We start from the raw sequence: 21177 nt of genomic DNA, 5'->3' as shown, positions 1-21177 counted from the left end.
AGTGCGGCTTGACATCGTTACCCTGCGACAGGACGACTGCCCAACCAAAGTGATTGCTATATCTTACAACCCCCTAGCTGCCTCCGATATTTGACCGAACTAAATTGGCAACCTATACTTTAAAAACAAGCTAATCATTTAGTATAGCTAAATGCTCACAAGGATGAAAAATGGCCAAAACCGCAATAAGTAGGCGAATCGGAGATGCTATTTCCGCCATGCGCAAAGGTGATTTTGAAAATGCAGCGCTAAACTATTTCGCCGCCCTCGACAAAACCGCTAAAGACAACTATCCAAATGAAAAAAAAGTAGGGAAAAGAATAAGGAAATTCATTGACGAACATGAAGGACTAATCACCTTTATTGCAACCGAAAACGTATTCATCGACTGCACACTAGGCGGAAATAAATTTTCAGACGTAATTTACACATTCGGCAGATGCTCCATCATGCATGAAGGCGAGCTAGACCCTCGCCTAACCTTTGACTCAAATGGTTGCATAACCATGGGCGCAAGCGGATGGAAACTCACTCCTGACTTCTTAATAGCCTTGATAATTGCCGTCATATTAGCGCCAACCAACCACGACGAAAGCCTACCTAATGACTTAGGGGTAGTATTGCTCGGCAAACAACATCAGGCTAACAACCTATGGGGCCAAAGAGAAAAATTCCTAAAAACCCCCCCGTACTCCGAGTTCAATGACCTGTATAGAAAATTGTAAAAACCTAAATCTTAAGAACAGTTCCAACGGCATTTAATCAATGTGAAATTTATAGCTGCTCTACCCTGAGAGGCTTGTCGCTTTTCTTGGTCTTCTTGCCCTTGGCTTTCGCCTTGCCCTTCTTGCCGCCGTTGCACTCGACGGAGGTCGACCAGCCGGCTGGGGTGAACAGCTGGTCCACCGAATCCACCAGGTACTCGCCATCGAGCCCGGGCTTGATGCCCTGCAGGTCGATGAGCACTTCGGCAAACAGGTCGGTGCGTCCAGGCATTTCCAGGCGCACGCCGGCGGTGCTGCGATTGAAGGCGTTGAGGCGGGCCCTGGCGGCCTGCTCGGCGGCGGCCTTGTTAGGGTGGATATGCCGATCGGTATGCACTGGCGGCAGGCCGTCGGGGCTCTGATCATTGCCGAGCTCGACCACCTTGAGCTCGCCGGTCTTCTTGTCTTGGTGAGTGGCCTTGACCGCCTTGTGCGTGCTGCGATCGCCGAGGCGGAACTGGTAACGACTGAGGTCGGCACGGGCCAGCGCAACCCGGCCCAGCGGCTTTCCCTCGGCGTTCTTGCCCGCCTCGCGCGGCAGCACCAGCAGCTTGCCGTCCGCGACCTTGGCCGTGCAGTCATACTGCTTGGCCAGGCGGGTGATGAAATTGAAGTCCGATTCGTTGCGCTGATCGGCCCGGGGCACCTTCTTTTCGACTGGGCACACCGGGACCCAGCCATTGCGCTCAGCCACCTCCCGCACGATCTGCGACAGCGGCACGTTCTCCCAACTGCCGCTTCGGGTGGTCTTGCCGCTGCCGCGCATGTCGCTGGCCTTGCCGCGCACCTCCAGCGTGTCGGGCGGGCCGGTCACCGACACCTCGTCGACCGTGTAACGGCCCAGGCGGGTCAGCGGCTGGTCCTTGTAGCCCATGAACACCTCGATGCTGGAACCGCGCGCCGGCAGCGCCACGGCCTGATCGCGATCATCGATGCGCAGTTCGAACTCGTCCGACTCCATCCCAGGCTTGTCCGAGGTGCGCAGGCTCAACAGGCGGTCATTGATCAAAGCAGTGATATCGTTGCCGTCGGCAACAATGCGAAAGGTAGGTTGCATGCGAACTCCCAAAGAAAAAGCCCCGTGCGGGCGGGGCTTCGTTACGCGTCACGCACGGTCACCACAGCTGGATCATTTCCGCCGCTGGTGCCGGCAGATCCGGCAGGGTGATCAACAGGCCCGCCCGGTACGGCTGCGCCTGCCTGGCCAGCCCTGGGTTGGCGTCCAGGACCGCCTCGACGCTGCCGTTGAGGTGGCCGTAGTGGTGCTGACAGATCACGTCCAACAGATCCCCGTCAGACGTTCTGCAGGTCGTTGCCATAGCTCACAAACTCCAGGGAAAAGGCTTGCTTGCGGGGGATTCCGCCGGCGAGCAGGTTGCTCTGGTCTTCCTCGACGCTCAGCAGGCACCAGGTGCCGAGGACCTGGCCGTAACCGGTGACCAGGTTCAGCGGCTGCAGGGCACGGCCGATGCTGCGCAGGGTGTCGAGCTGCTTGATGCCGCCCTTGTGCCCCGGGTAGATCACACCCTTGAGGCTCAGCTTGTCTTCGCCTTGGCCGACTGCCTGCTGAGCGATGCTGCGGGTCAGGCGCTCCTGCCCGGCCCAACGAAAAGCCGTTTGCCGGCGCAGCTCGTCAAACGCGGCCGTGTCCAGGTTGAAGTAGTACGGCTGGGTGTTGGGCTGCAGCGGCTGGACGATCAGCAGGTGCGGGTATGGTTTGACCGCCTCGGCCGCGGGCGTGGCCTGCGGAGCGAGGCTGCCAGTAGACACTACGTTGGCCAGCGATGGACTGACCTTGCCAGCCACCCGGCCGACCTCGGCGCTGACTCGGCTGGCCTGTTCCTTGATCGAGCCCAGGCGCTCCTGCACTTGCCCGGCGGCCGACACGGCCTGGCCATAGGTGGCGGCGACCTGGCCGGCCCGGGCCTGCGCGGCATTGATCCCGCGCATCACCCGGCCGAGCTTTTCGCCGATCACCGGCCCCACGAACGGCACGTTTTCCAGCTCCGTGGCCGCACCGGTCATGTCACCGATGACGCCATCGAGCGGGCCGAGCATGCCGTCCAGGCTCTTGCGCCCGACTTCACCGGCGCTGACCAGCGACTTGAGGGCCGACTGCAGTTGTTCCATGTACGCCATCGGCGCATTCCTCAGTTGACGTGGGGTTGGTCATACAGCTGCCGGGCCTGAGCTTGGCGGCTGTACTCGTCGAACTGGCGCCGCAGGTGCGGTTCGAGCTCGCGGGCCAGCTGCGCCGGATCCTTCACGTCGCCTTGGACGGTGACCGGGATATGCGGCGCGAAGGTAAACGACTGCTCCACCTTGGGCGGTACCGGCTTGGCTTGCGGGACTGGCTTGGCGAGCGCGGCCACAGGTGCCGCCGGCGGCGCAGCCTCGGCGATCGAGCGCACTACCTTGCCCGGGGTGCCCATGGCCTGCGCGCGGGCGGCCTGCTCCTTGGCCATGTCGCGTACCAGGGCGCCGACGTCGGCGGACGGCTCCCCCTTGGCCAGCGGTGCCGATGGCGCGGCCGCTACCGGCGCTGCCAGGGGACGCTGCGCATTGCCGAGAACCACCGGCGCCGGCGCTGCAGACGGCTGCTGCACGACGGTGGCGGGTAATGCCGGCGCGGCCGGCGTTTGCGGTACCGACACGCTCGGCCGCACCGCCTCGCCAATCGTTCGGAGCTTGGCCGGTGCCGGTAACGGCTCGGCCTTAGGTGCCGCCGCAGGCGTGGAACGCACGGCCTCACCCACCACAACCGGATCCTTGAGCGTCTTGGACTTCTCAGGCAGCTCAAGCGCGGCAGGCTCGGCCTTGGTCGAGGCTTCGGCCTTGCCCTCACCCGGCTCGTCACTTTCAGAGCCGAACCATTTCTTGCCCAGCCAGCTGCCGCCGGCCTCGCCGCCCAAACTGCCCAGGTAGGCGCCGACGGCCCCGCCGATCGCGGTCCCGATCACCGGCACCACCGAACCGATCGCAGCCCCGGCCGCCATGCCCGCCATAGTCCCGGCTAGACTGCCAGCCGCCCCGCCGTAGCCTTCGGCCTTTTCGTCCTGAGTTTCGGCGTTGAGGAAGGTGTCAATTACCTGAGTGCCGGCCTCGAGCACGGCACCACCCGGCGAGGCCCGGCTGACCGTGCCGACCTTGCCGGCGAGCGAAGCCATCCGGCCCAGCTTGCCCAGGCCTGCCGCAGGCGGCGGTGACGGCGGTCCCGGCGGGGCAACAGGTCTTGCCCGCCCGCCCGAGGCGGCCACCGCACGCCGCTGTCGACGCGTCGCCTGCCGACGCTGCCGGCGTGATCGAGGACCACCCGTAGCAGCGCCTCCAGGGGCCGTTTTAGCGACGGCGCTGCCCATCCCACCCATGGCAGCGGCATTGACCACAAACACGCGCTGCGGCTCGCTGCTGCGCGCAACGTCGGCATCGTTACTGGCCCCGGCGCCGAGGACCTTGCCCAAGGCGCCTAGGCTGACGTCGATCGCCTTGTTGCCGGTTTTGGGCAGTTCCAGGCCGGCGTCGCGTCCAACGCGTCCGGCGCGGCGCTCCAGGGCGCGGCCTCGCGCCAGGTTGAGCACCCCCTTGCCGATCTTCAGCGCGCTGCTGGCCGTTTTCAAAGCCATGAAGCCAGCGGTGATGGCCGCGATGCCCAGCACGACCGGCTGCGCGCCGTCCGACAGCTTGGTCAGGCCCCGGGCTACCCAGGTCAGGCCCTTAGCCACGGCGTCGGTGGCCGGCCGGATGGCATCGCCGATGCTGCGCATCGAGTCGTCGACCGACTGGCCCAGCTCCGACCACAGCTGCGCGGACGTCTCGCGGCGCTCGGCCAGGTTCTTCTCGAGGATCCCCGCCGAGCTGGCCGAATCCTTCTTTAGCTGCTCATACAGGTCCTTGTTCTGCGAGTAGGCTGTAAGCGCGGCCTTGACTTGCATATCGGCGAACAGGTCGCCCGTGCGCAGGGTCTTTTCCAAGGCCTCGATCATAGCCTTGGCCTTCGCCGGATCCGCCTCCTGGCTGATCTTGGCCTGGGCCGCCTTGATCTTCTCGGCCTTCTTCGGATCAGTCGCCTCGACGTACTTCATGGCCAGGGCCATGGACGACTCGATCACGCTCATGCCTTTCTGCAGGCCGGTGTTGAGCGAGGCCTGATAGTCGATGCCGACGTCCTTGTACGCCTTGACCACGTCGCCGGCGCCGATCTTTTCCATCCAGTTTTTGAAGTTGTTGGCCGCCTCGTCCGAGCTGCCGGCCGTCTTCATCTGCACCTGCAGCATGGCTCCCAGCGAGGTCACCGCCTCCAGTCCCGTGCTGCCGTTCTTCTCCATGCCGGCCAGCAGCTGCGGGAACCACTTAGCCATGTCGCTGGCCTCGAAGCTGCCCGCCTGGCCCTGAAAGGCGATCGCCTCCAGCGCCTGCTGCATGACTTTGGGGTCGTTGATCTTGGCGTTTTGCTGCAGCGCCATGATCATGCTGGCTGTGTCGACCCCGGACGAGCCCTGGCCGATCGCGAACTGGGCCGCCGTCGGGGCATACGACAGCGCCTTGTCCAGGTCCATGCCGGCGCCGACCAGCTGGTTGACCAGGTCGGCGACGTCATTGCGCGACATGCCGGTGTCCCGGGCCGTCTGGATGACGGTCTGGGTCAGCTGCCGCTCTTCGGGCTTGTTGGCCACGTCCGCCTTGATCGCGATGTCGCGGATGATTGCCTGATAGTCCGCGCTGATCTTCGTCGGAACGGCGGCCAGGCCCGTGGCCACTACCGCTTGCCCGATGTTCGACTTGAGCGAGGCGCGGCCCTGCTCGATCTGCTGGTGACCCTTAAGCTGCAGGTCGGCCGCCTTGGCCGCCTGGCCGAGGCGATTGTATTCGGACTTGAGCTTGCCGACCTCGATGCCCTGCTTGCGCAGCGCATCGATGCTCGATTCGAGTTTTTCCAAGACCTTGCCGGCGCCGGCCGCGCCGCTTTCGTGTGCCTTGCGCCATTCCTCCCGCAGACGCATGGTCTCGCCGATCATGCTCTTGAGGGCCTTGGCCTTGTTGCCCTTCTGTTCCAGCTTGTCGATGCGGCCTTCGACGTTCTTGAAGGCGGCGCCGACCGACGAACTGACGGCGCCCCCGATCACCAACGCTAACGCCAGTTTGCTTGCCATCCGCTATCCCCCGGCCCTAGTCCGACAGCCACCAGACCATGTCGGCAAACGGCATATCCATGATCTCGGCGGCGGAAAAATTCAGCTCGGCAGCCAGGCGCTTGGCCAGCTGCTTTTGTACGGCGGGAGTGAACTCAGTCTTCGCTGACCAGAAAGCTGTAGGCGGTCTGCAGACGGTCGTAGTCCTTGAGCGTCAGGTTCTCGAGCTCCTTCGGGCTGACGGCTGCCAGCGAGGCGAACAGGTTCAGCTCGCGCTGCTCGTCGTCGCTGCCGGCGGTAGCCGTGGCCGTGCGCATGTCGCGCACCGTGGGCGAGCGCAGGGTCAGACGATCCACTGTCATGCTGTTGAACTCGGTCGGCTGGCTCAACGCAACGGTCGCACCGTCGGTGGTCAGGGTCAGGAAAGCGGGGATTTCGCGAGGTTTACGGGTCATGAAACGGCTACCTTGTGCAGGGGTGGTATATAAGAGAGAGGGCAGGGATAACGGGGACCGCTGGGCTTACACACCCAGCGCGCTGCGCTGCTCGGCCAGCTGGTCGACGCCGTTGATGACCCGTTTCATGCCAACCGGGTCAATCTCGTAGACCGTGCTGCCGCCGACCTCCAGCTTGTAGTAGGTCAGGGCAACGTTATGCTTGATTTCGGCCTTGTCGCCGGCCTTCCAGTCGCCCATGTCGACCTCCTTGAGCGAACCGCGCAGGGTGACGATCACGGGGTTGATCTTGCCCTTGAGGCCCTTGAAGGCGCCCCGGAAGGTGCCGTTGAAAGCCGTGCTGTCGGCCAGGCCAAAGAATTTCAGCGACTCCTTGCGCACGCCGGTAGTGACGAAGCCGGCTTCCATCTTCTCCATGCCCTGATCCATCTCGACGGCCATGTCCATGCCGCCGGCACGGTGTTCCTCCATCTTGAGGGTGAGCTTGGGCAGGGTCAGGCTGGGCACATCGCCCTGGAAGCTGACGCCATCGACGAACAGGTTCAGGTTCGCCAGGGTTTCGGGAATCATTGCCATGCGGTGCGCTCCTTAAGCGGCTTGATCGAGCACTTCGGTCAGCCATTGGTTGGTGACCTCGACGAGGAAGTTGGGGTTTTCGGCCGGCGGCACGTCGGTAAAGCGGATGTTCCAGTACACCTTGCCCTGCTCCAGCTGGCTGGCCGTGTTCAGCACCGGATCGGCGTAGACCTCGAAATTGATGATCGCGCCTTGGTTTTTCAGGTCGCGCATGAACGCCTGCAGGCCTTCGGTCACGTCCTTGACGTAGGTCGCTGTGATCGAGCGGTCGACCGCCCACTTGTGCCCGTAGAGGATCGCGTCCATGACCATGTCCATGGTCCGCACGCGGGTGACGAAGGCCCACTTGGCATCGTTGGACAGGGTGCGGTTGCCCCACAGGCGGTAGCCGTCGTCGCGGATGATGGTCGCGATATTGGCGTTGTTGAGCAGGTTGGCCCGGCAGGTGTCGTCGCCGTCCAGGTACTCCACCGAACGCGTGGTGCCGGTGATGCCGACGAACTCCTTGTTCGACGGCGAGGCCCAGAAGCCGTATTCGCTGTCGGTCCAGGCGAACAGCCCAGCCGCATAGGCCGAAGCCGGGGCGTCGACGGTGGCGTTCTTGGTGGTGTCCCAGAACTGCACGCCGGGGTCGACCATGAACAGGCGCTTGGAACCGAAATTCTTGGCGTATGCCATGGCCGCCTCGTCAGTGGTACCCGGTCCGTCGATGATGGCCACCGCGCGCAGCTTGGCCGCCAGGGCGTCCATAGCAGTGGCCACCGCCTGGGTCGCGCTGTGCTTGGGCGCGATCAGTAGCCGCGGCTGGGCGTTGAAGCGGCTCTTGCCGTCCAGCAGCGCCTGCAGGCCGCTGCGCTTGCCGCTGGCCAGCACACCGCCGATGATCGCCGAGGTCTGCGCAGCCACATCGACCCCCTCAGCCACGCCACAGGCGATGATCACCGCCTTGGACCGCGAGTAGATCGCCTGGCAGGCTTTGGTAATCGCCGCACCCGCGCCCCAGGCAGCAATCGCCTCGCGCTCGTTGGTGATCATCAGCAGCTCGCCGGCGGCGGCGGTTGGCGTGCCGCTGGCGCCCGGGCCTGGGGTGAAGGTGTCGACCAGACCGATGATCGAGGAGGACGGCAGCGCGATAGTGCGCGCGCCGGTGTCGACGTTCGTGACCGTAACGCCGTGGAAGAATCCAGCCATGGGAAAAACTCCAGAAAGCACAGGGCCGCGACAAGGCGCGGCCCGGGCACAAAAAAAGCCGCATAGCGGCCTCGGTTTGACGGTGTGGCGGGAAGGAATCAGGCGGCGTTGCCGACACCCTGGACGCTGGCCTGGATCGCCTCGATGGCCACATTAGCAATCGCCTCGGCGGCGTCATGGCTGGCGACCTTCACCACGTCCTGCTTGCCTTTCAGGCGTAGCGCGCGCAGCTGGTAAAGGGCCTGCCTCCAGGCGGCAGCCTCGGCCAGAATGCTTTCGGTCGCAGGCTTGGCCTCCAGGCTGGTCGCATCCATCCAGGCCTGCACAGTCGGGGGCACCTCGCCGCTGTAGTCGGCTGCGGCGAATGCCGTCGCCTCATCGGCCGTGACCTGATATTCCAGAGCCCGCAAAGTGTCACCCAGCACGGCACGACGGGCGTTGTCGGCCGCCTGATCGATCTGGCGGCAAGCAATCAGCTTTGCAGCCGCCAGCGGCAGGTCGGCAAAATCGAAGCCGTTGTAGGTCTTGCCATCGAGCTCGATGGAGAGATTGGTCTTCTGCATGGGAAATTCCTTAGAGGGTGGCGAGGTTGGTCAGCAGGTTGGCCAGTGTGGCCGGATTGGTACCGGACGCTACGCCATAGACATAATGCCCGCCGAAGTTGGCCGGGAAGGTCGAGTTATAGACTTCCAGTGCAATCGCACTAGACGAGGCCGCCACCAGGCTGCCCACCCAGTCCGCTGCAGCCACAACGTCACAAGACGACAGCTTGACGGCCAGCACTGGCGTACCACCGCCAGAGTTCGACATGAAGACGGCATTTTTCAGACCGCCTGGCACAGGGGTTAAGCCTGCAGGGCTTGGCAGGTCGAGCGTGACATCCGTAAGCATCACTTGACCACCGTAGTACGAGACGAAGCCGCCAAGCCACGTCGCCAAGCCATCGTTGGTCACATAGTATTTGCACTTGATCTTGCGTTTCACGCCGGCGATATCGGAGCCGACGTGCAGTAGACGACCATCAACCGCAATGTTCGCCGCCAGCTCGTAGTCGGCCTGCAGGTAGACGATGGTCTGGCCACCATTCGGGGTGTTGGCCAGCGCCTTCTGAAGCGTACGCAGCGGCGCTGCAGCGGTGCCTGCCGCTGTATCGTCGCCGGTCAGCGGGTTGATGTAGAAGGTCTTGGAATTCGATGGTACGGCGGCAATGGCCGCCGCCACTCTCGCCTCGATCGAGGCATTCTTACCGGTGAAAGTGGCGATCAGCGCATTGGTTGCGGCGACCAGCTCCGCGACTTGTGATTCGAGGCTCATGGAAATTAGGCTCCTAATGTTTTCTGAGAGAACAGGTTTTGCAGGCTGATCAGCGCGGCCGCGTTGGCGAGGATGGCCGTCAGCAGGTTTTCACGGTCCAGGTCTTGCCGCGTCTCGGCAGCCTTCATGCGCTGGGTCAGGTTGTTTAGCAGCTCGCCGGCTACCCGCAATTGCTTGCTTTGCGTGTCGAGCTGGTCCTGCTGCTGCACGCCGCGCATCATTTCGGCGATCAGGGCCGAGGCTTGTGCAACCAGCGGCTGGGCCAAGGTCAGATTGAGGCCGGCGGCAGTGCTCACGATTGTCACGCTATCCGCCGGCAGGGCCTCAAGCGACAGGTCATAGGCCATCAGCAGCTCGGTACCGGCCGCCTTGTAAGTCAGCGGATCACCCGTGCTTGACCACACCGCGAACAAGGTGCCGTCGCTCAGGAAAATGCCAACCTCTCGAACCCAAAAGGCGCTGTCATCATCGGCCAGAGCGGTCAGATGAATCAGCGAGCTGCTCAGCTTCTCGCCGCCGGCGATGGGGTAGCGTACAACCTGGTCACGCAGCGCCTTTTGATCAACGCTGGGCGTGTAACCCTGCGATCCAAGGCCGATGTAGGCGATTTCTGCCTGCACTCCGGTGCTGGTTGCGTTCCAGATTGCCGCCAGGCCGGTCTTGGTGATCAGGGGTTTTAAAGCGGTACTCATACAACAGCCTCCATCGTGACGCGCACGACAGTACGGGTACTGACCGCAGTGGCGGCCAGCAGCACCGTTTCGTGGTGAATCGGTACGCCCTGCGCCTGCGCAGAGCATCGGGAAACGCAGCGCGTGCGGGTAGTGTTGGCCAGGACCAGGGCTTGCTCAGACGCTGGCAGGGGCACCGCCTGTACCTCGGCCGAGTGCCGCTGCACTTGCTGCTGCCGGGATACGCTCACCACCCCCAAGTTCTGTTCGCCAGGCGGTAGGGGGATTGGCTGCACCTCTGCGGATCGGCGGACCCTACCCATCAGGCGTGAAGCGTTGGCGGCCACCAGGCCGCCGTCAAAGCGCGCGCCGAGCCGAAAGGTGTAATGGCTGCGCTCGTTCTTCGCCGCATCAATCAGCGCGCGTAGCCGCTCGCCCAGTTGCGACGAAAGGATCGAGCCTTCCCCAGCCCGGTTCTCGTTGGCCCAGGCCGTGACCTGGAACGTATACGGCGCCGCGTTGGGGATCTGCTGCCATTCCTTGAAGTCGGCATTGATCCGCACCGCCTTCAACACCCGCCGGATCGCGCCGACGGTGCCCTTGGTCTTATGAATCGGGATGGCTTCGCGGATCAGCGCGCGTTGCTCTTCCTCGCTGTTGGCAGCCTCCCAGCCTTCGACCTTCATCGCCCAGCCGAGCCAGGGCAGAAAATTGGGCGGACAGCGCGCCGAGTCAGCTACGCCCCGGATGATGTCCGGATCGCTGTTCTGGCCGCAGGCCGCCTCCAGAGCGCGCTCCAAGCGCGTGGCATTGGAGGGCAGCAGGCTCATGTCACCACCTCCGTGCTCAAGGCGACCTCGGTGCAGTTGGGGTAGTGCCGCTTGTCACACACCAGCTCGGCAGTCGGTTGAGTCAGCACAACCCGGCGCACGCCGCTGACATGCAACGCGGCATAGATCGCTGACAGCGACAGCTCCCCTTCCAGGTCGCGCGCCTTGGCGATGGTGGCATCCAGACTGGCCCGCGAAGCCGTCTTGACCACGGACGGCTCGGGGCCGGCCTCGAGCTCCAGAGTGGCCACCACCTTGAAGTCGATTGGCTGGCCTAGCTGGGCGCGCGGTCGATCGGTAAGCGGACGCACGCTCTCGGCCGACAGGGCCGACTGCACCAGGTCTACCAGTTGATCGGGAGACTCCTGACTGTCGACACGGGGCAGCACGGCCAGCGACACGTCCCCCGGCAAGGGATTGGCAAGGCCCGCGTCATAGTCGCAGACCAGGACGAAGGCCCCAGGCGGCAGCTGCGCCCGGACCGTTTCCGGCACTGCCACGCTGCTGAACCTGGGCGAGTCGACCGATACGCTGGCCACGCTCGCCGATGCGCTCAGCCCGTGATACTCATAGGCGCCGCGACTGCCAGCCACCGACAGGGCCTCAAGCGACAACCGCGTGCGGTAACGCAGTGCGTCGTCGCTCTCCATTACCGCAGCCACCGGCGGCACCGCGTCCGGATCGGCCGCAACCAGCGTCAGCCGTTGCACGCCATAGTCGGCCGCCCGGTTGTCCAGGTCGGCGCCCTTGGCATAGGCCAGCAGACTGGCCTTGGCCGCGTCGTTGACCCGGGCCCGGCCGAGCATCTTCTGGTAGGCCGCCACTTCCAGCAGCTTGACCACCGGATCGGACTCCAGCAGCGCCGTCCACTGATCGCCCATCTGTTCTCGGAAGTTGCCCAGCACCTCCTGATAAAGCGTTTCAAACTCCAGCGGTTCCACCACATCCGGCGGTGGCAACAAGGACAGGTCAATCATGCGCTTACCTCAAGGATTTGAGCCTGACCGAGGTACTGCCCGGTCAGCTGCAAGGTGATCTGGCCATCGACAACTGCCGTGACCTTGACCCGCTCCAGCTGCAGGCGCGGCTCCCAGCGGCCCAGGGCGCGGGCGACCTCGGCCTGTACGGCGCTTTTCCAACCCTCGTTAACGGGCAGGTCGACGTAGCGGCGCAGCTGACTGCCGTACTCCGGTCGCATGCGCCGGCTGCCGATCGGGGTCGTCAGGATGTCCTCGATCGACTGCCGCAGATGATCCAGGCCCGAAATCGGCTGGCCGGTACGGCGATCGAGTCCAATCATGGGTCAGCCCTCGCGCACCAGGTCCGGGTGCGCCTGCAGGAAGGCCAGCGCCTCGGCGTCATCGGCCGGCACGCTCACCCGCTGCGCACGCACGGGCAGTTCGCGCAGGCTCTCCGGCAGGATCAGCACGCGGGAGGTGTAAACGGTGTCGCGAAACGTCACCAGGACCGGCTCGGGGACGGCGGAGGTGATGTCCGGTTCTTCTGCAGCAGTCTTCTTCGTGGCCATGGGTGGCTCCAATGAAAAGGCCCGCACACGGCGGGCCTGTAGGGGTTGGGATGGTTCAGCCGTGTGTGGCGACCGCTTGTTCAACGTGGGTGGCCAGCGCGGCAGCCAGGGCCTGGGGATCGGCTGCGCTCTGGATGTTGAGGTTGATCGTCACCTGTCGCGCCGGCCCTTTGATGTAGCGGCCACCGCTCAGTGCGCGGCACAGGCCCTCGGCGATGACGTCGGGATCGTTGTCCCCGGCCAGCAGCCGCCGCCAGTAATCGCGCATGCGCATGTGGTCGCAGAAGCCGGTGATCTGGAAGTCGACCATCTTGGCCACCGTTTCGCTGTCGGTCCCGTTGATGGGCGCGTTTTTCCTCTGCTCAGCCATACCTGCCTCAATGCTTGTGGTTGGGGGTGTTGCCAGTGGTGTCGATGATTGCCCCACCACCGTGAATGTCGCCCGTGACGCGTAACGGGCCGTCGATCAGTACCGAGCCTTTCAACGTGATAGAACTGGCCTCGGCCGTGATGCTGCCCGACTTGACCGTGACGGCGTCATCGGTGGTCACCACTTGCGTGCCGCCGACCTGGACCGTGACCGTGCCGCTGGGCAGCGTGATGGTGTAGCTCTTGGCCTGCCAGTCGTAGACCAGCGAGCCGCCATCGTCGAAACGCCACACCTCGACATGGTCGCGGTTGTCCGGCTGGCCGCCGGCGTTGCCGTACAGCCCCGGCACGAAGGTGCCCTGGGCAGGGTCGCCGCTCGGGCTGATCAGCGCGCCCTGCTCGTGCAGGCTCGGCGCTCGCCAATGGCGGGCCTTGCCAGCGGCCAGGCTGTGCCAGCGCACCCAGGCGCTGGTCCAGCCATTGCCATCGGACACCCGCACCATGGCGGCGATCAGGTCCACCGCCTCGACCCGGCACGGGATGATCAGTTGCGACAGCATTCGGTCATGCTCGGCGGTCGTATAGCTCATGCCAGGTCCTCCGGCGCGCGATACTGGTCCTCGTTCCCCGGCCCGGTGTCCGGGTCGAAGGCAAACACCAGCGTGCCCGGCGGCTCGTCCGGCCAAGGCCATTCGGTGTCGCCTAAGTAGACGGCCTGCCGCCACTGCACCGACCAGCCGACGCACTGCAGCAGCGCTGGAGTGGCCTCCGACGGCATGGCCTGCACGTCCTGGACCTGATCGACGAAGTCCAGATCCCAATACTGCTCATCGAGCACCGAGACCAGCTTGCTGGCCAGCACAGCCGCCTGCAGAGGCGCCTGGCTGCGAGCCTCCTCGACCAGAATCAAGGCCTCGAAGGTGGCCATGATGCAGGTACGGCCGTCGCCAGGATCTGGCCCGGGCGCCATTCCGGTGATCGCGTAGAGCAGCGCCGGCAGTTTCATGCCCTCCTCGAGCACGGGGTAGGCCTCGATGTTCTGCAGCCGTGGCAAGGCCTCCTGGAGGGTGGCGGTTATCGCCTCATGCAACCGGGTCAGCTCGCTAGAAGATGTCGGCTGTTCGCTCATGGGCGATCCCCAGGACCAGGGCCACCCAGCCGGAACCATCCGGCTCGGGGCGTATCACCTCATAGCGCCCGCCCCCATCGGCTGCCGGCAGCTCGATGGTCAGAATGGCGCCCTTCTTGTCCAGGCCGGCGGCATCGACCGCCGGCAGGCTAAAGCGGGGTTCGCGCACAGCCTCGGCGTTGATTCCCATGGCCAGGGCCTGGCTGCCGCCCTTAGCCCCCAGCTGGGGATCGCGAAACGGGTTCTCGAAGATCCCCAGCACCTCGCGGCCATCGGCGCGGGTGGCCCGGTCGCCGACGCGTTTGAGGATCGGCCGGTCGAGCCGCTGGGCCATCCGTTCGCGAAAGCTCGAAAGCCCCGCCATCACTGCACGATCAGCACTTCGGCATAACCACCGACCGAATCGGTCAGCAGCTTGCCGTAGGGCTTCGACTCAGGGGTTTCTGGCGGGACCAGGAGCCCGTCCTTGACGTTAGCCGCATTGCCCGCCTTGAGGGATGCATCAGCCTGCACATTCCAGGCGCCACGCGTGCGGTAGACGATCAGGGTGCCCTTGGGCCCACTTTCCAGTGGCATCACAGCCAGGTCGTTGATGACCTGCGGGACGCCCTTTTCTGATCCGCCCGTGGGCGCCGGCAGGGTGACGGTGTCGCCGCTGCTCACGAAATTGGTGGTCATGGTTTCTCTCCTTCCAGAAACAACAAACCCCGCCGGGGCGGGGTGCTTGGCGTCGAGCGCGGGTTAGGCGCCAACGGACTTGTTCAGGCCGCGCGCGTCGAGCGCGGACACGCCGGCATCGATGCGGACCTTGGAGGCAATACCGTCACTGGTGAAGCCTTCCTGCTGATCGAAATAGGGCGTCTCGATCCCGTCCAGGTAGGCAATTTCGATAGTGTCCGAGCCTTGCTTGGCCGCCATGTAGTAACTGGTGGCCGAATCCGCATCCAGGCGCGGCTCGGCGATCACCTTGGCGAAATTGCGAATCGGGTTGTCGATGCCGGCATTGGTGTCGGCACCCGGCACCGAGGCCGAGCGGATCAGCTGGTTGGCCTTGTCTTCGAGGGCCACCGGGCAGAGCAGGAAGGCCGGGCGGATGTTCAGCGGCCGAGGCTTGGCATCCTTGGCGACGGTCGCCTGCTGCAGCGCCATGGCCGTCTTGGCCGCACTCATCGCCTCGATCGACAGCTTGGAAGCGGTACCGGTGAACAGGTTCTTGCGCGAGGCATCGAACAGCGGTTTGCCGTCCTTCATCTTGCCGTTCTTGATCAGCAGGTCGTAGACCAGGTCACCGATGGTCGCACGGGCGGCCTCACCCATCAGACGCGGGATCGCGGTCAGTGCGTCAAGGTCATCGTTGATGATCGCTTGGCGGTTGATAGTGAACAGCTCGCCGTAGGTGGCCAGCTGGATGGTTTCCCCGGTGTCGCCAAGGGTGATGTTCTTGTATTCGGCACCAGGGCGGACCTCACGCAGCGACGAGAACGACCCGAGGCCTACCCGGTTGGCGATCTTGAAGTCGCTCAAGCGGCCTTTCTTGGTCCACAGGTGGTAGGTCTCGTCGGACTTCTCCCAGCCCTCGAGCAGCGACTTATGCGCCGCATCGAGCAGGATGTTGCCGAAGTCGCTGGAACTGTGAGTGAAGGCCAAGCCGATCATGTTCATGACGTTGAGCGTCGAGACGCCCACGCCGCGCTCGACCAGCGAGGCCCGGGCCAGCTCACGCAACGTCATGAAGTTGAACGCGTTGTCATCCTGCAGCTCGTCCAGGCCGGCCCGCGCATAGATCGAGGCGCGGACCGAATCGCCGACCAGGTTGCCGTTGGTGACGTGGCCAGGATGGCGAAGGCTGCCGGTCGGGGTCGTAGCCTGGCCAATGACAGCCAGCAGCTTGGCATTGGCCTGCTCGACCGTGCAATTGACGTCGCCCAGGCAGGTATCACGCAGCGCTTCGTGACCCGTAAACGGGGCAAAGGCCGCCTGGATGGCAGTACGACGGACACCGTCGGCCGCCAGGACGCGGGCCGCAATCTGCTCGGCGGTTTCGGCTGGGTTGCTGGGGGCTGGATGGGTCGGTGCTGGCCCGCCTGCAGGCGGAGTGACCGAGCCACGCGGGGCGAACAGGTGTTGTGCAGCTGGGGGCATGTTGGTGTAGTCCTTCAAGCGGTTGGAGTTGATCGTGGCGAACGCCTCGACCGGATCGAGCAGCGTGTCGGCAAAGCCCAGGGCGACCGCTTCGGCACCGGTCATCCAAGTCTCGGCGGTCAGCAGCGCCTCGATTTCTTCGGCACTCTTGCCGGTCTTGGTGACATAGACCGCCACCATGCCGGTCTCGAACTTGTCGAGGGTTTCGGCATACTTGCGCATGGCTTCGGCGTCACCACCCTGGATGCCCCAGGGCTTGTGGACCATCATCATGGCGTTGGCCGGCATGCGGATCTCGTCGCAGGCCATCGCCACCACACTACCCATGCTCGCCGCCAGGCCGACGACAGTGCCGATCACCCTGGCCTTGTGGCTCTTGAGCAGGTTGTACATGGCCATGCCCTCGAACACGGCTCCGCCCGGGGAGTTGATGTGCAGGTTGATCTGCGACACGTCCCCGACCGCTCGCAGGTCGGCAGCAAACTGTTGCGCCGAAATTCCCCAGTCGCCGATGTCGCCGAATAGATAGACCTCGGCCACACCGCGCGTGGCTGCCGCCTTGATCGTGTACCAGCTGCTGCCGGGGCTACTCGTCGTCCCGACCGACCCTTGGGGAGCCATCAGCGGTGGAGGCTGGGTCCTTGTCATTTGCTTTTGCATCGGGTTGGTTCTTCCCATAGATTTGGTGGTAGTAGTCCGAGCTCAATACCAGCTCGGCGGCCCGGTTCGCGGCAATCTCCGCAATGCGCGAGGCCTTGAGCTCGGATGGGTTGCGTTGCCGCGAACGGGCCACCTCGGCCTCATCGGCAAACCCGGCCTTGACCAGGATTTCCCAGGCGGTTGCCTCATGCACCGGATTGATCCAGGGCATGACAGGTCCCTGATAGAACGCGCCATACAAGGTTCGCTGGTCCACGTCTGGCGGCACCTTGAGCTGTCCGCTCATCACCGCCATGCGCAACCAGGCGCGGTACACCGGGCGGCACCAGTAGTCGATGAATTCGTGCTGCAGCAGGTCGTAGCCCAGCTGGCCCTCGACCAGTTCTTGGCGCTGCGCCGAGTAGGTACCGTCATAGCTGCGGGCCACGCTGGAATAGGTGCTGCGCGCACCGGCCGCAACCGCCTTGAGCTGGCCGTTGCGAAAGCCCTCGAGGAACGGGTTCGGCCGGTTGCTCTCGATTGTCCCGACTTCTTCACCCGGCAGCAGGTTGTCGATCACCATGCCCGGGGCAAACGGGAACGTTCGCTGTTCCTGCTTCTGCCCTGGCAGCACGTAGTCATCCGGCGTGCCTTTCTTGATGTACATGGCCAGCGCCGCGCTGATCCGTGCGGCCACCCGCTCGCTCTCCTCGTAGTCCTTGATGTCCGCCAGGCGGATCAGCACAGCGTGCAGCAGTGGCTGGCCACGGTTCTGCCCGATGCGCTTGCGGTGAGCGATATGAATCACCTGCTCGGCCGGCACACGCTTGGTGTTCTGTGCCATCTGGCCGCCGGTCAAGGCTCCGGGATGTGCCTTGAGCAGGTGGTAGGCTCGGACCCGTCGCCAGGCATTGCGCTCGACGCCCTGGACGATGCCGGCGGAATAGTCGACATAGTCCACCGGCAGGTAGTCCGGCTCCAGCAGCTCGATGGCAAAGGGCACGCCATGTAGGTGCTCGTAGCCCGGCACCTTGCCCATGAGCAGCTGCCCCAGGGCCTCGCCGTCGCGCAGCCAGGTGCGGCACACCAGCCGCTCCATCTGCGGCCGGGTGAGTTCGCCAGAGGCCTCGGGGCTCAGCGACCATTCGCCCCACAGCGCTTTGATCGCCGCGGCGAATCCGGCATGCACGGTGCCGTCGTAACGCATCGGGATCGGTTCGACGGCAATGCCCGGGCCACCCACTACCCGCTCCTCGAGCCGATCGAACAGACCGGTAACGATGTCATGGTTCTCATCCAAGGCGCGGCACTGCTCACGCAGTGACTTGAGCGATGGGTGAAGCGAGGCATCTGCACTTTTCGGCTGCTTCTTCGGCTTGTGCGTGCGCGACGGCCGGGCCGCCTCGAAGGCCATGATCACATTGCGCGCTCGCAGCCGTTCGGCCACCACTCTTGGAAAGAAAGGCGCCAAAGCCTTGTCGACCAGCTCGCCGATCATTCGAACGTCGCCAGGGAGTGTCCCGGACGCCCCCTGCGCGCCTCGGCCGCAGCGCGGCGCTCCCATTCCAGACGGCCAGTGCGGATCTGCGGAAGTTCCGCCATCGTCACGCGACGACCGCCAAACTGCACGTCCTTGCCGCCTTCCAGCAACTCCATTTCGGCGCGCAAGTAGCGGTCCACCATTTCCTGCGCACTCACAGCCATTTGCTTGCTCCTGTGTCGATCCAGCCGCCGGTGGCGGGCTGGGTTTCTAAGGCCGGCGCCGGCTCGGACGCCGGCGATGCAGCTGGTAACGGCGCACCCTCGGGCGCGTCGTCTTCGTCATCTTCATCTTCGAGCTCCCACACACCGGTGTCGGGGTTCTGGCTGGCCAACAGATCCAAGTCCAGACCGAACCGCTGCTGGCTGATCCGCAGCGCCGCCAGGGCGTACACAGCACAGTCGAGTGCTTCGTTTCGGCGGCCGCCGGCGTCCCAGCGCATGACACGCTGGCCCTTGTTGACGACCCATTTCTTGCGTTCGCTGGTCAGCTGCTGCAGCTCATCTTCATCGCAGATCAGCTCATCGGTAGGCAGATGCATGCAGCCAGGCACCGGGCGAGGACCGTCCGGCTGCAGCTTGAGGCGGCTGTAGATCAGCTCCTTGGCGTTGTCGGTACCGACTTCGGTCAGGTAGACCTTGCTGCGCTTGTCTTTCTTGCGTGGAAAGTTGGCAATCGGTTTGCCGTAGGTGCTGGCCCCGAAAATCGGGATGACCCACTGCACACCATGCTTGCGGCTTTCGGCGCGCACCTCGTCGGAGTAGTGGCCGCCGGAGTCCCAGCACCACCGCTCCACACGCATGACGGCGCCGTCGGCCCGTTTGAACTGGCGGTGCAATTCGCGGCCGACCTTGCGGCGCAGCTCGATGCTGGCCGGATCGCCCGTGAGGATGAAGCGGTGAACCAGCCAGGCTTCCTCGCCCGCCCCGTAGGCCCACACGCGGCCCTCGTAGCGGTCGTCTTGGGTATCAATGCCGCCGAACAGGGCCACAGCCCGGGCCGGCAGTTCGGCGAATACTTCGCGGCGATCGCGCAGCTGCTCCCAGTCCAGCTTCTCGCCCTGATCTTCCTCCCACACCTCACCGAGCGTGGTGTTGACGAAGGTTTTCAGCTTGCCCCGGTCCTTGCCGACCTTGACGAAGTCGGTAGCAATGTCGATCCAGGTAGTGAAGGTCGAGTAGCCCGTCCAGACGCTGAAGGTCACCGAACGCGGCGTTACGGTCGGCTCGCTCGAAGCGTCGAACCATTCCATGCTATCGCGCGTCCAGATCCCTGATCGCTCGCAGACCCAGCGGCCTGTCTCGGCCGCCGCCGTGACCATTTCGTGATATTCGAACGTACCGCCCTGGCAATGCGGACACAGGTACCAGGCCGCTTCGACCTCCTGGCGATCATTGAACCGATACTTGATGCCAAACGGCTCGTCCTTGCCACCCCACTGCAGGACCAGTTCGGTGCCACAGCACGGCGCCTTGATGTTGAAGCGCAGGTCGTGCGGCGACTCGATCGCCGCCCGGGAAATCTGGCACTTCTCGGCCTCGGTGGGCGTCGATCCCCGGATTGACTTCTTGAAGGTGGCCCCTTCCAGACGCTTGTCGCCAAGAAACGTCGGCGCGCCCTCGCCCTCGATGTCCTCGTCGAACTTCGACAGCTCGTCATAGATCACGGTGTCCGGGCTTTTCTCGCGATAGTTGCGCGCGGCCTTGCCACCCAGGCACCAGAGCATCTTGCGGTTGGCGAAGCACTTGGCTTCCAAGGTGTTGTCGCGGTGTTTCATGCCGTACCAGGGCGCCAGATCGAGCACTACCGGCACGTCGCGAATCATGCCCTCGATATGGCGTTTCATGACGCCCTCGGCGTCCCCCTCAGTCGGGCAGTACATGAGCACGTTGCGCTTTTTGTGCTGGACCAGGTAGCCGATGAACGCCATCAGCATCTTGGTGTAACCCAGACGCGCCGACTTGACGAAGTTGACTTCGCGGATCAGGTCATTGCCCATGGCGTTGAGGATGGCTACCTGAAACGGCGCCGTCGTCCAGCGCCCTTCCTGATAAGAGGACTCCGACGACAGATAGAAGTGTTTGTCCGCCCATTCGACAACGGTCATGGGCGGTTCTTTGAACAACGCCGTCAGACCAACGCGAACCGCGTTAGCCAGATTCGTCATCCATGGCTGAAAGGAACTCATCAAGAATCTCCGGTAGGCGCTTATCAAGGCTTGCGGCTTCGTTACGCGTAACGGCCACCTCGCGCTGTACCGCTTCCAGGTGCCGTGGCTCGATGTCGGGGTGCTTGCGCTTGACCTTGGTGTGTACGGTGTCGAGGGTCGAGCCGATCAAACTCACCAGGCGGCTAATGGCGAACGTCATGAATTCGGCCGGCACCAGGTTGCGGCGCTTGACCTCGTTGCGCATGGCCTGGGCGTCAGCCTGCTCCTTGGTCAGGCGCAACCGCTCTTGCAGCAGCTTGGCTTCGGCAAGCGGGTCGATATCGTCAACGCCAGGTTGTTGCTTTCCGGTCTGGTGCTGTAGGCGGTTGTCCAGCACTGAACGGACGTCGTAGAAAGACTCTCGACCGATCTTCGCGACCGGCTCAACGCCCCATTTATCAAAGGCCTGAACTGAAATGCCGAGGCTTTCGGCCATCCGTTTTTTGTTCAGCCAGAACGGCTGCCGGGTAATCGTTGGATTTGTCATGGACTAAACAACAACCAACCTCCGAATTTGGGTCATACATAGCGAAAAGGCGGGGCCCGAATTACCCCCTACCCCCGGTACCCTCGGGAGGACCCGTCGAAAATGGTCAAAAATCGACCAAAATCGGCAGAATCGACCCCCTCGCCCTACCCCCTCACCCCTGCAAGCCACGGAATACGTGGCCTCCAGCATATCGGCCTGGAA

At 63.9% G+C, this 21177-nt stretch carries 25 protein-coding genes; 1 reads left to right on the top strand and 24 read right to left on the bottom strand.

The features are described 5' to 3' along the window. The first annotated feature begins 170 nt into the window (after nucleotides 1-170). Nucleotides 171-725: a hypothetical protein gene (locus ACY8GK_RS02485; RefSeq protein WP_462402190.1), complete on the top strand. Its 555-nt coding sequence runs from the start codon at nucleotides 171-173 to the stop codon at nucleotides 723-725. A 49-nt stretch (nucleotides 726-774) separates the two neighbouring features. On the opposite strand, the gene ACY8GK_RS02480 is transcribed toward ACY8GK_RS02485, so the two are convergent. The 24 genes from ACY8GK_RS02480 to ACY8GK_RS02365 form a co-directional block, all read right to left on the bottom strand. Continuing rightward, entirely contained in the window at nucleotides 775-1821 is a 1047-nt protein-coding gene (locus ACY8GK_RS02480) for a phage late control D family protein (protein ID WP_462402189.1), read from the bottom strand. Nucleotides 1822-1879: 58 nt separating this feature from the next. After that, nucleotides 1880-2083, bottom strand: coding sequence for a tail protein X (locus ACY8GK_RS02475; RefSeq protein WP_462402188.1), 204 nt, complete (start codon nucleotides 2081-2083; stop codon nucleotides 1880-1882). After that, nucleotides 2058-2903, bottom strand: coding sequence for a phage tail protein (locus tag ACY8GK_RS02470; protein ID WP_462402187.1), 846 nt, complete (start codon nucleotides 2901-2903; stop codon nucleotides 2058-2060). Before ACY8GK_RS02470 ends, ACY8GK_RS02475 begins: the two co-directional genes overlap by 26 nt. Nucleotides 2904-2914: 11 nt before the next feature. Continuing rightward, complete coding sequence (locus tag ACY8GK_RS02465; protein ID WP_462402186.1) at nucleotides 2915-5914, bottom strand: phage tail tape measure protein; 3000 nt, start codon at nucleotides 5912-5914, stop codon at nucleotides 2915-2917. A gap of 134 nt (nucleotides 5915-6048) precedes the next feature. Beyond that, nucleotides 6049-6348: a phage tail assembly protein gene (locus tag ACY8GK_RS02460; RefSeq protein WP_462402185.1), complete on the bottom strand. Its 300-nt coding sequence runs from the start codon at nucleotides 6346-6348 to the stop codon at nucleotides 6049-6051. A gap of 66 nt (nucleotides 6349-6414) precedes the next feature. Beyond that, nucleotides 6415-6924 (bottom strand): phage major tail tube protein, encoded by a 510-nt coding sequence (locus ACY8GK_RS02455; RefSeq protein WP_462402184.1) that lies wholly within the window; start codon nucleotides 6922-6924, stop codon nucleotides 6415-6417. Nucleotides 6925-6936: 12 nt separating this feature from the next. Then, nucleotides 6937-8115: a phage tail sheath subtilisin-like domain-containing protein gene (locus ACY8GK_RS02450; RefSeq protein ID WP_462402183.1), complete on the bottom strand. Its 1179-nt coding sequence runs from the start codon at nucleotides 8113-8115 to the stop codon at nucleotides 6937-6939. Nucleotides 8116-8213: 98 nt separating this feature from the next. Then, nucleotides 8214-8678, bottom strand: coding sequence for a hypothetical protein (locus ACY8GK_RS02445; protein WP_462402182.1), 465 nt, complete (start codon nucleotides 8676-8678; stop codon nucleotides 8214-8216). Nucleotides 8679-8688: 10 nt separating this feature from the next. After that, nucleotides 8689-9429 carry a hypothetical protein gene (locus tag ACY8GK_RS02440; RefSeq protein WP_462402181.1) on the bottom strand — a complete coding sequence of 247 codons (741 nt, stop codon included), beginning with the start codon at nucleotides 9427-9429 and terminating at the stop codon, nucleotides 8689-8691. Nucleotides 9430-9434: 5 nt separating this feature from the next. Then, the gene (locus ACY8GK_RS02435) at nucleotides 9435-10121 is read right to left on the bottom strand and encodes a phage tail-collar fiber domain-containing protein (protein WP_462402180.1); all 687 of its coding nucleotides are present in this window, start codon (nucleotides 10119-10121) and stop codon (nucleotides 9435-9437) included. Next, on the bottom strand, nucleotides 10118-10930 hold the full coding sequence (locus ACY8GK_RS02430; RefSeq protein WP_462402179.1) for a phage tail protein I: 813 nt from the start codon (nucleotides 10928-10930) through the stop codon (nucleotides 10118-10120). Before ACY8GK_RS02430 ends, ACY8GK_RS02435 begins: the two co-directional genes overlap by 4 nt. Then, entirely contained in the window at nucleotides 10927-11907 is a 981-nt protein-coding gene (locus tag ACY8GK_RS02425) for a baseplate assembly protein (RefSeq protein ID WP_462402178.1), read from the bottom strand. The genes ACY8GK_RS02430 and ACY8GK_RS02425 overlap by 4 nt, the downstream gene beginning before the upstream one ends. Next, a complete protein-coding gene (locus tag ACY8GK_RS02420; protein WP_462402177.1) occupies nucleotides 11904-12230 on the bottom strand; it encodes a GPW/gp25 family protein in 327 nt (108 codons plus the stop codon). The genes ACY8GK_RS02425 and ACY8GK_RS02420 overlap by 4 nt, the downstream gene beginning before the upstream one ends. 3 nt (nucleotides 12231-12233) lie before the next feature. Next, nucleotides 12234-12458, bottom strand: coding sequence for a hypothetical protein (locus ACY8GK_RS02415; protein ID WP_462402176.1), 225 nt, complete (start codon nucleotides 12456-12458; stop codon nucleotides 12234-12236). A 55-nt stretch (nucleotides 12459-12513) separates the two neighbouring features. Continuing rightward, a complete protein-coding gene (locus ACY8GK_RS02410; RefSeq protein ID WP_462402175.1) occupies nucleotides 12514-12828 on the bottom strand; it encodes a hypothetical protein in 315 nt (104 codons plus the stop codon). 7 nt (nucleotides 12829-12835) lie between these two features. After that, nucleotides 12836-13417: a phage baseplate assembly protein V gene (locus ACY8GK_RS02405; protein WP_462402174.1), complete on the bottom strand. Its 582-nt coding sequence runs from the start codon at nucleotides 13415-13417 to the stop codon at nucleotides 12836-12838. Then, nucleotides 13414-13956 carry a hypothetical protein gene (locus tag ACY8GK_RS02400; protein ID WP_462402173.1) on the bottom strand — a complete coding sequence of 181 codons (543 nt, stop codon included), beginning with the start codon at nucleotides 13954-13956 and terminating at the stop codon, nucleotides 13414-13416. The genes ACY8GK_RS02405 and ACY8GK_RS02400 overlap by 4 nt, the downstream gene beginning before the upstream one ends. Next, on the bottom strand, nucleotides 13931-14320 hold the full coding sequence (locus tag ACY8GK_RS02395) for a head-tail joining protein (protein WP_462402172.1): 390 nt from the start codon (nucleotides 14318-14320) through the stop codon (nucleotides 13931-13933). The genes ACY8GK_RS02400 and ACY8GK_RS02395 overlap by 26 nt, the downstream gene beginning before the upstream one ends. After that, nucleotides 14320-14634: a hypothetical protein gene (locus ACY8GK_RS02390; RefSeq protein WP_462402171.1), complete on the bottom strand. Its 315-nt coding sequence runs from the start codon at nucleotides 14632-14634 to the stop codon at nucleotides 14320-14322. The genes ACY8GK_RS02395 and ACY8GK_RS02390 overlap by 1 nt, the downstream gene beginning before the upstream one ends. 63 nt (nucleotides 14635-14697) lie before the next feature. Then, nucleotides 14698-16746 (bottom strand): ClpP-like prohead protease/major capsid protein fusion protein, encoded by a 2049-nt coding sequence (locus ACY8GK_RS02385; protein WP_462402170.1) that lies wholly within the window; start codon nucleotides 16744-16746, stop codon nucleotides 14698-14700. Continuing rightward, a complete protein-coding gene (locus ACY8GK_RS02380; RefSeq protein ID WP_462402169.1) occupies nucleotides 16685-18235 on the bottom strand; it encodes a phage portal protein in 1551 nt (516 codons plus the stop codon). The genes ACY8GK_RS02385 and ACY8GK_RS02380 overlap by 62 nt, the downstream gene beginning before the upstream one ends. Beyond that, nucleotides 18232-18441, bottom strand: coding sequence for a primosomal replication protein PriB/PriC domain protein (locus ACY8GK_RS02375; protein WP_462402168.1), 210 nt, complete (start codon nucleotides 18439-18441; stop codon nucleotides 18232-18234). The genes ACY8GK_RS02380 and ACY8GK_RS02375 overlap by 4 nt, the downstream gene beginning before the upstream one ends. Next, the gene (locus ACY8GK_RS02370; RefSeq protein WP_462402167.1) at nucleotides 18432-20465 is read right to left on the bottom strand and encodes a phage terminase large subunit family protein; all 2034 of its coding nucleotides are present in this window, start codon (nucleotides 20463-20465) and stop codon (nucleotides 18432-18434) included. The genes ACY8GK_RS02375 and ACY8GK_RS02370 overlap by 10 nt, the downstream gene beginning before the upstream one ends. Then, a complete protein-coding gene (locus ACY8GK_RS02365) occupies nucleotides 20428-20973 on the bottom strand; it encodes a terminase small subunit (protein WP_462402166.1) in 546 nt (181 codons plus the stop codon). The genes ACY8GK_RS02370 and ACY8GK_RS02365 overlap by 38 nt, the downstream gene beginning before the upstream one ends. Between the last annotated feature and the right edge of the window lie 204 nt (nucleotides 20974-21177).

This window comes from Pseudomonas sp. Marseille-QA0332, assembly GCF_054950175.1.
Note: the sequence above shows the minus strand (reverse complement) of the source record. Positions and strands in the feature narration are given on the sequence as shown.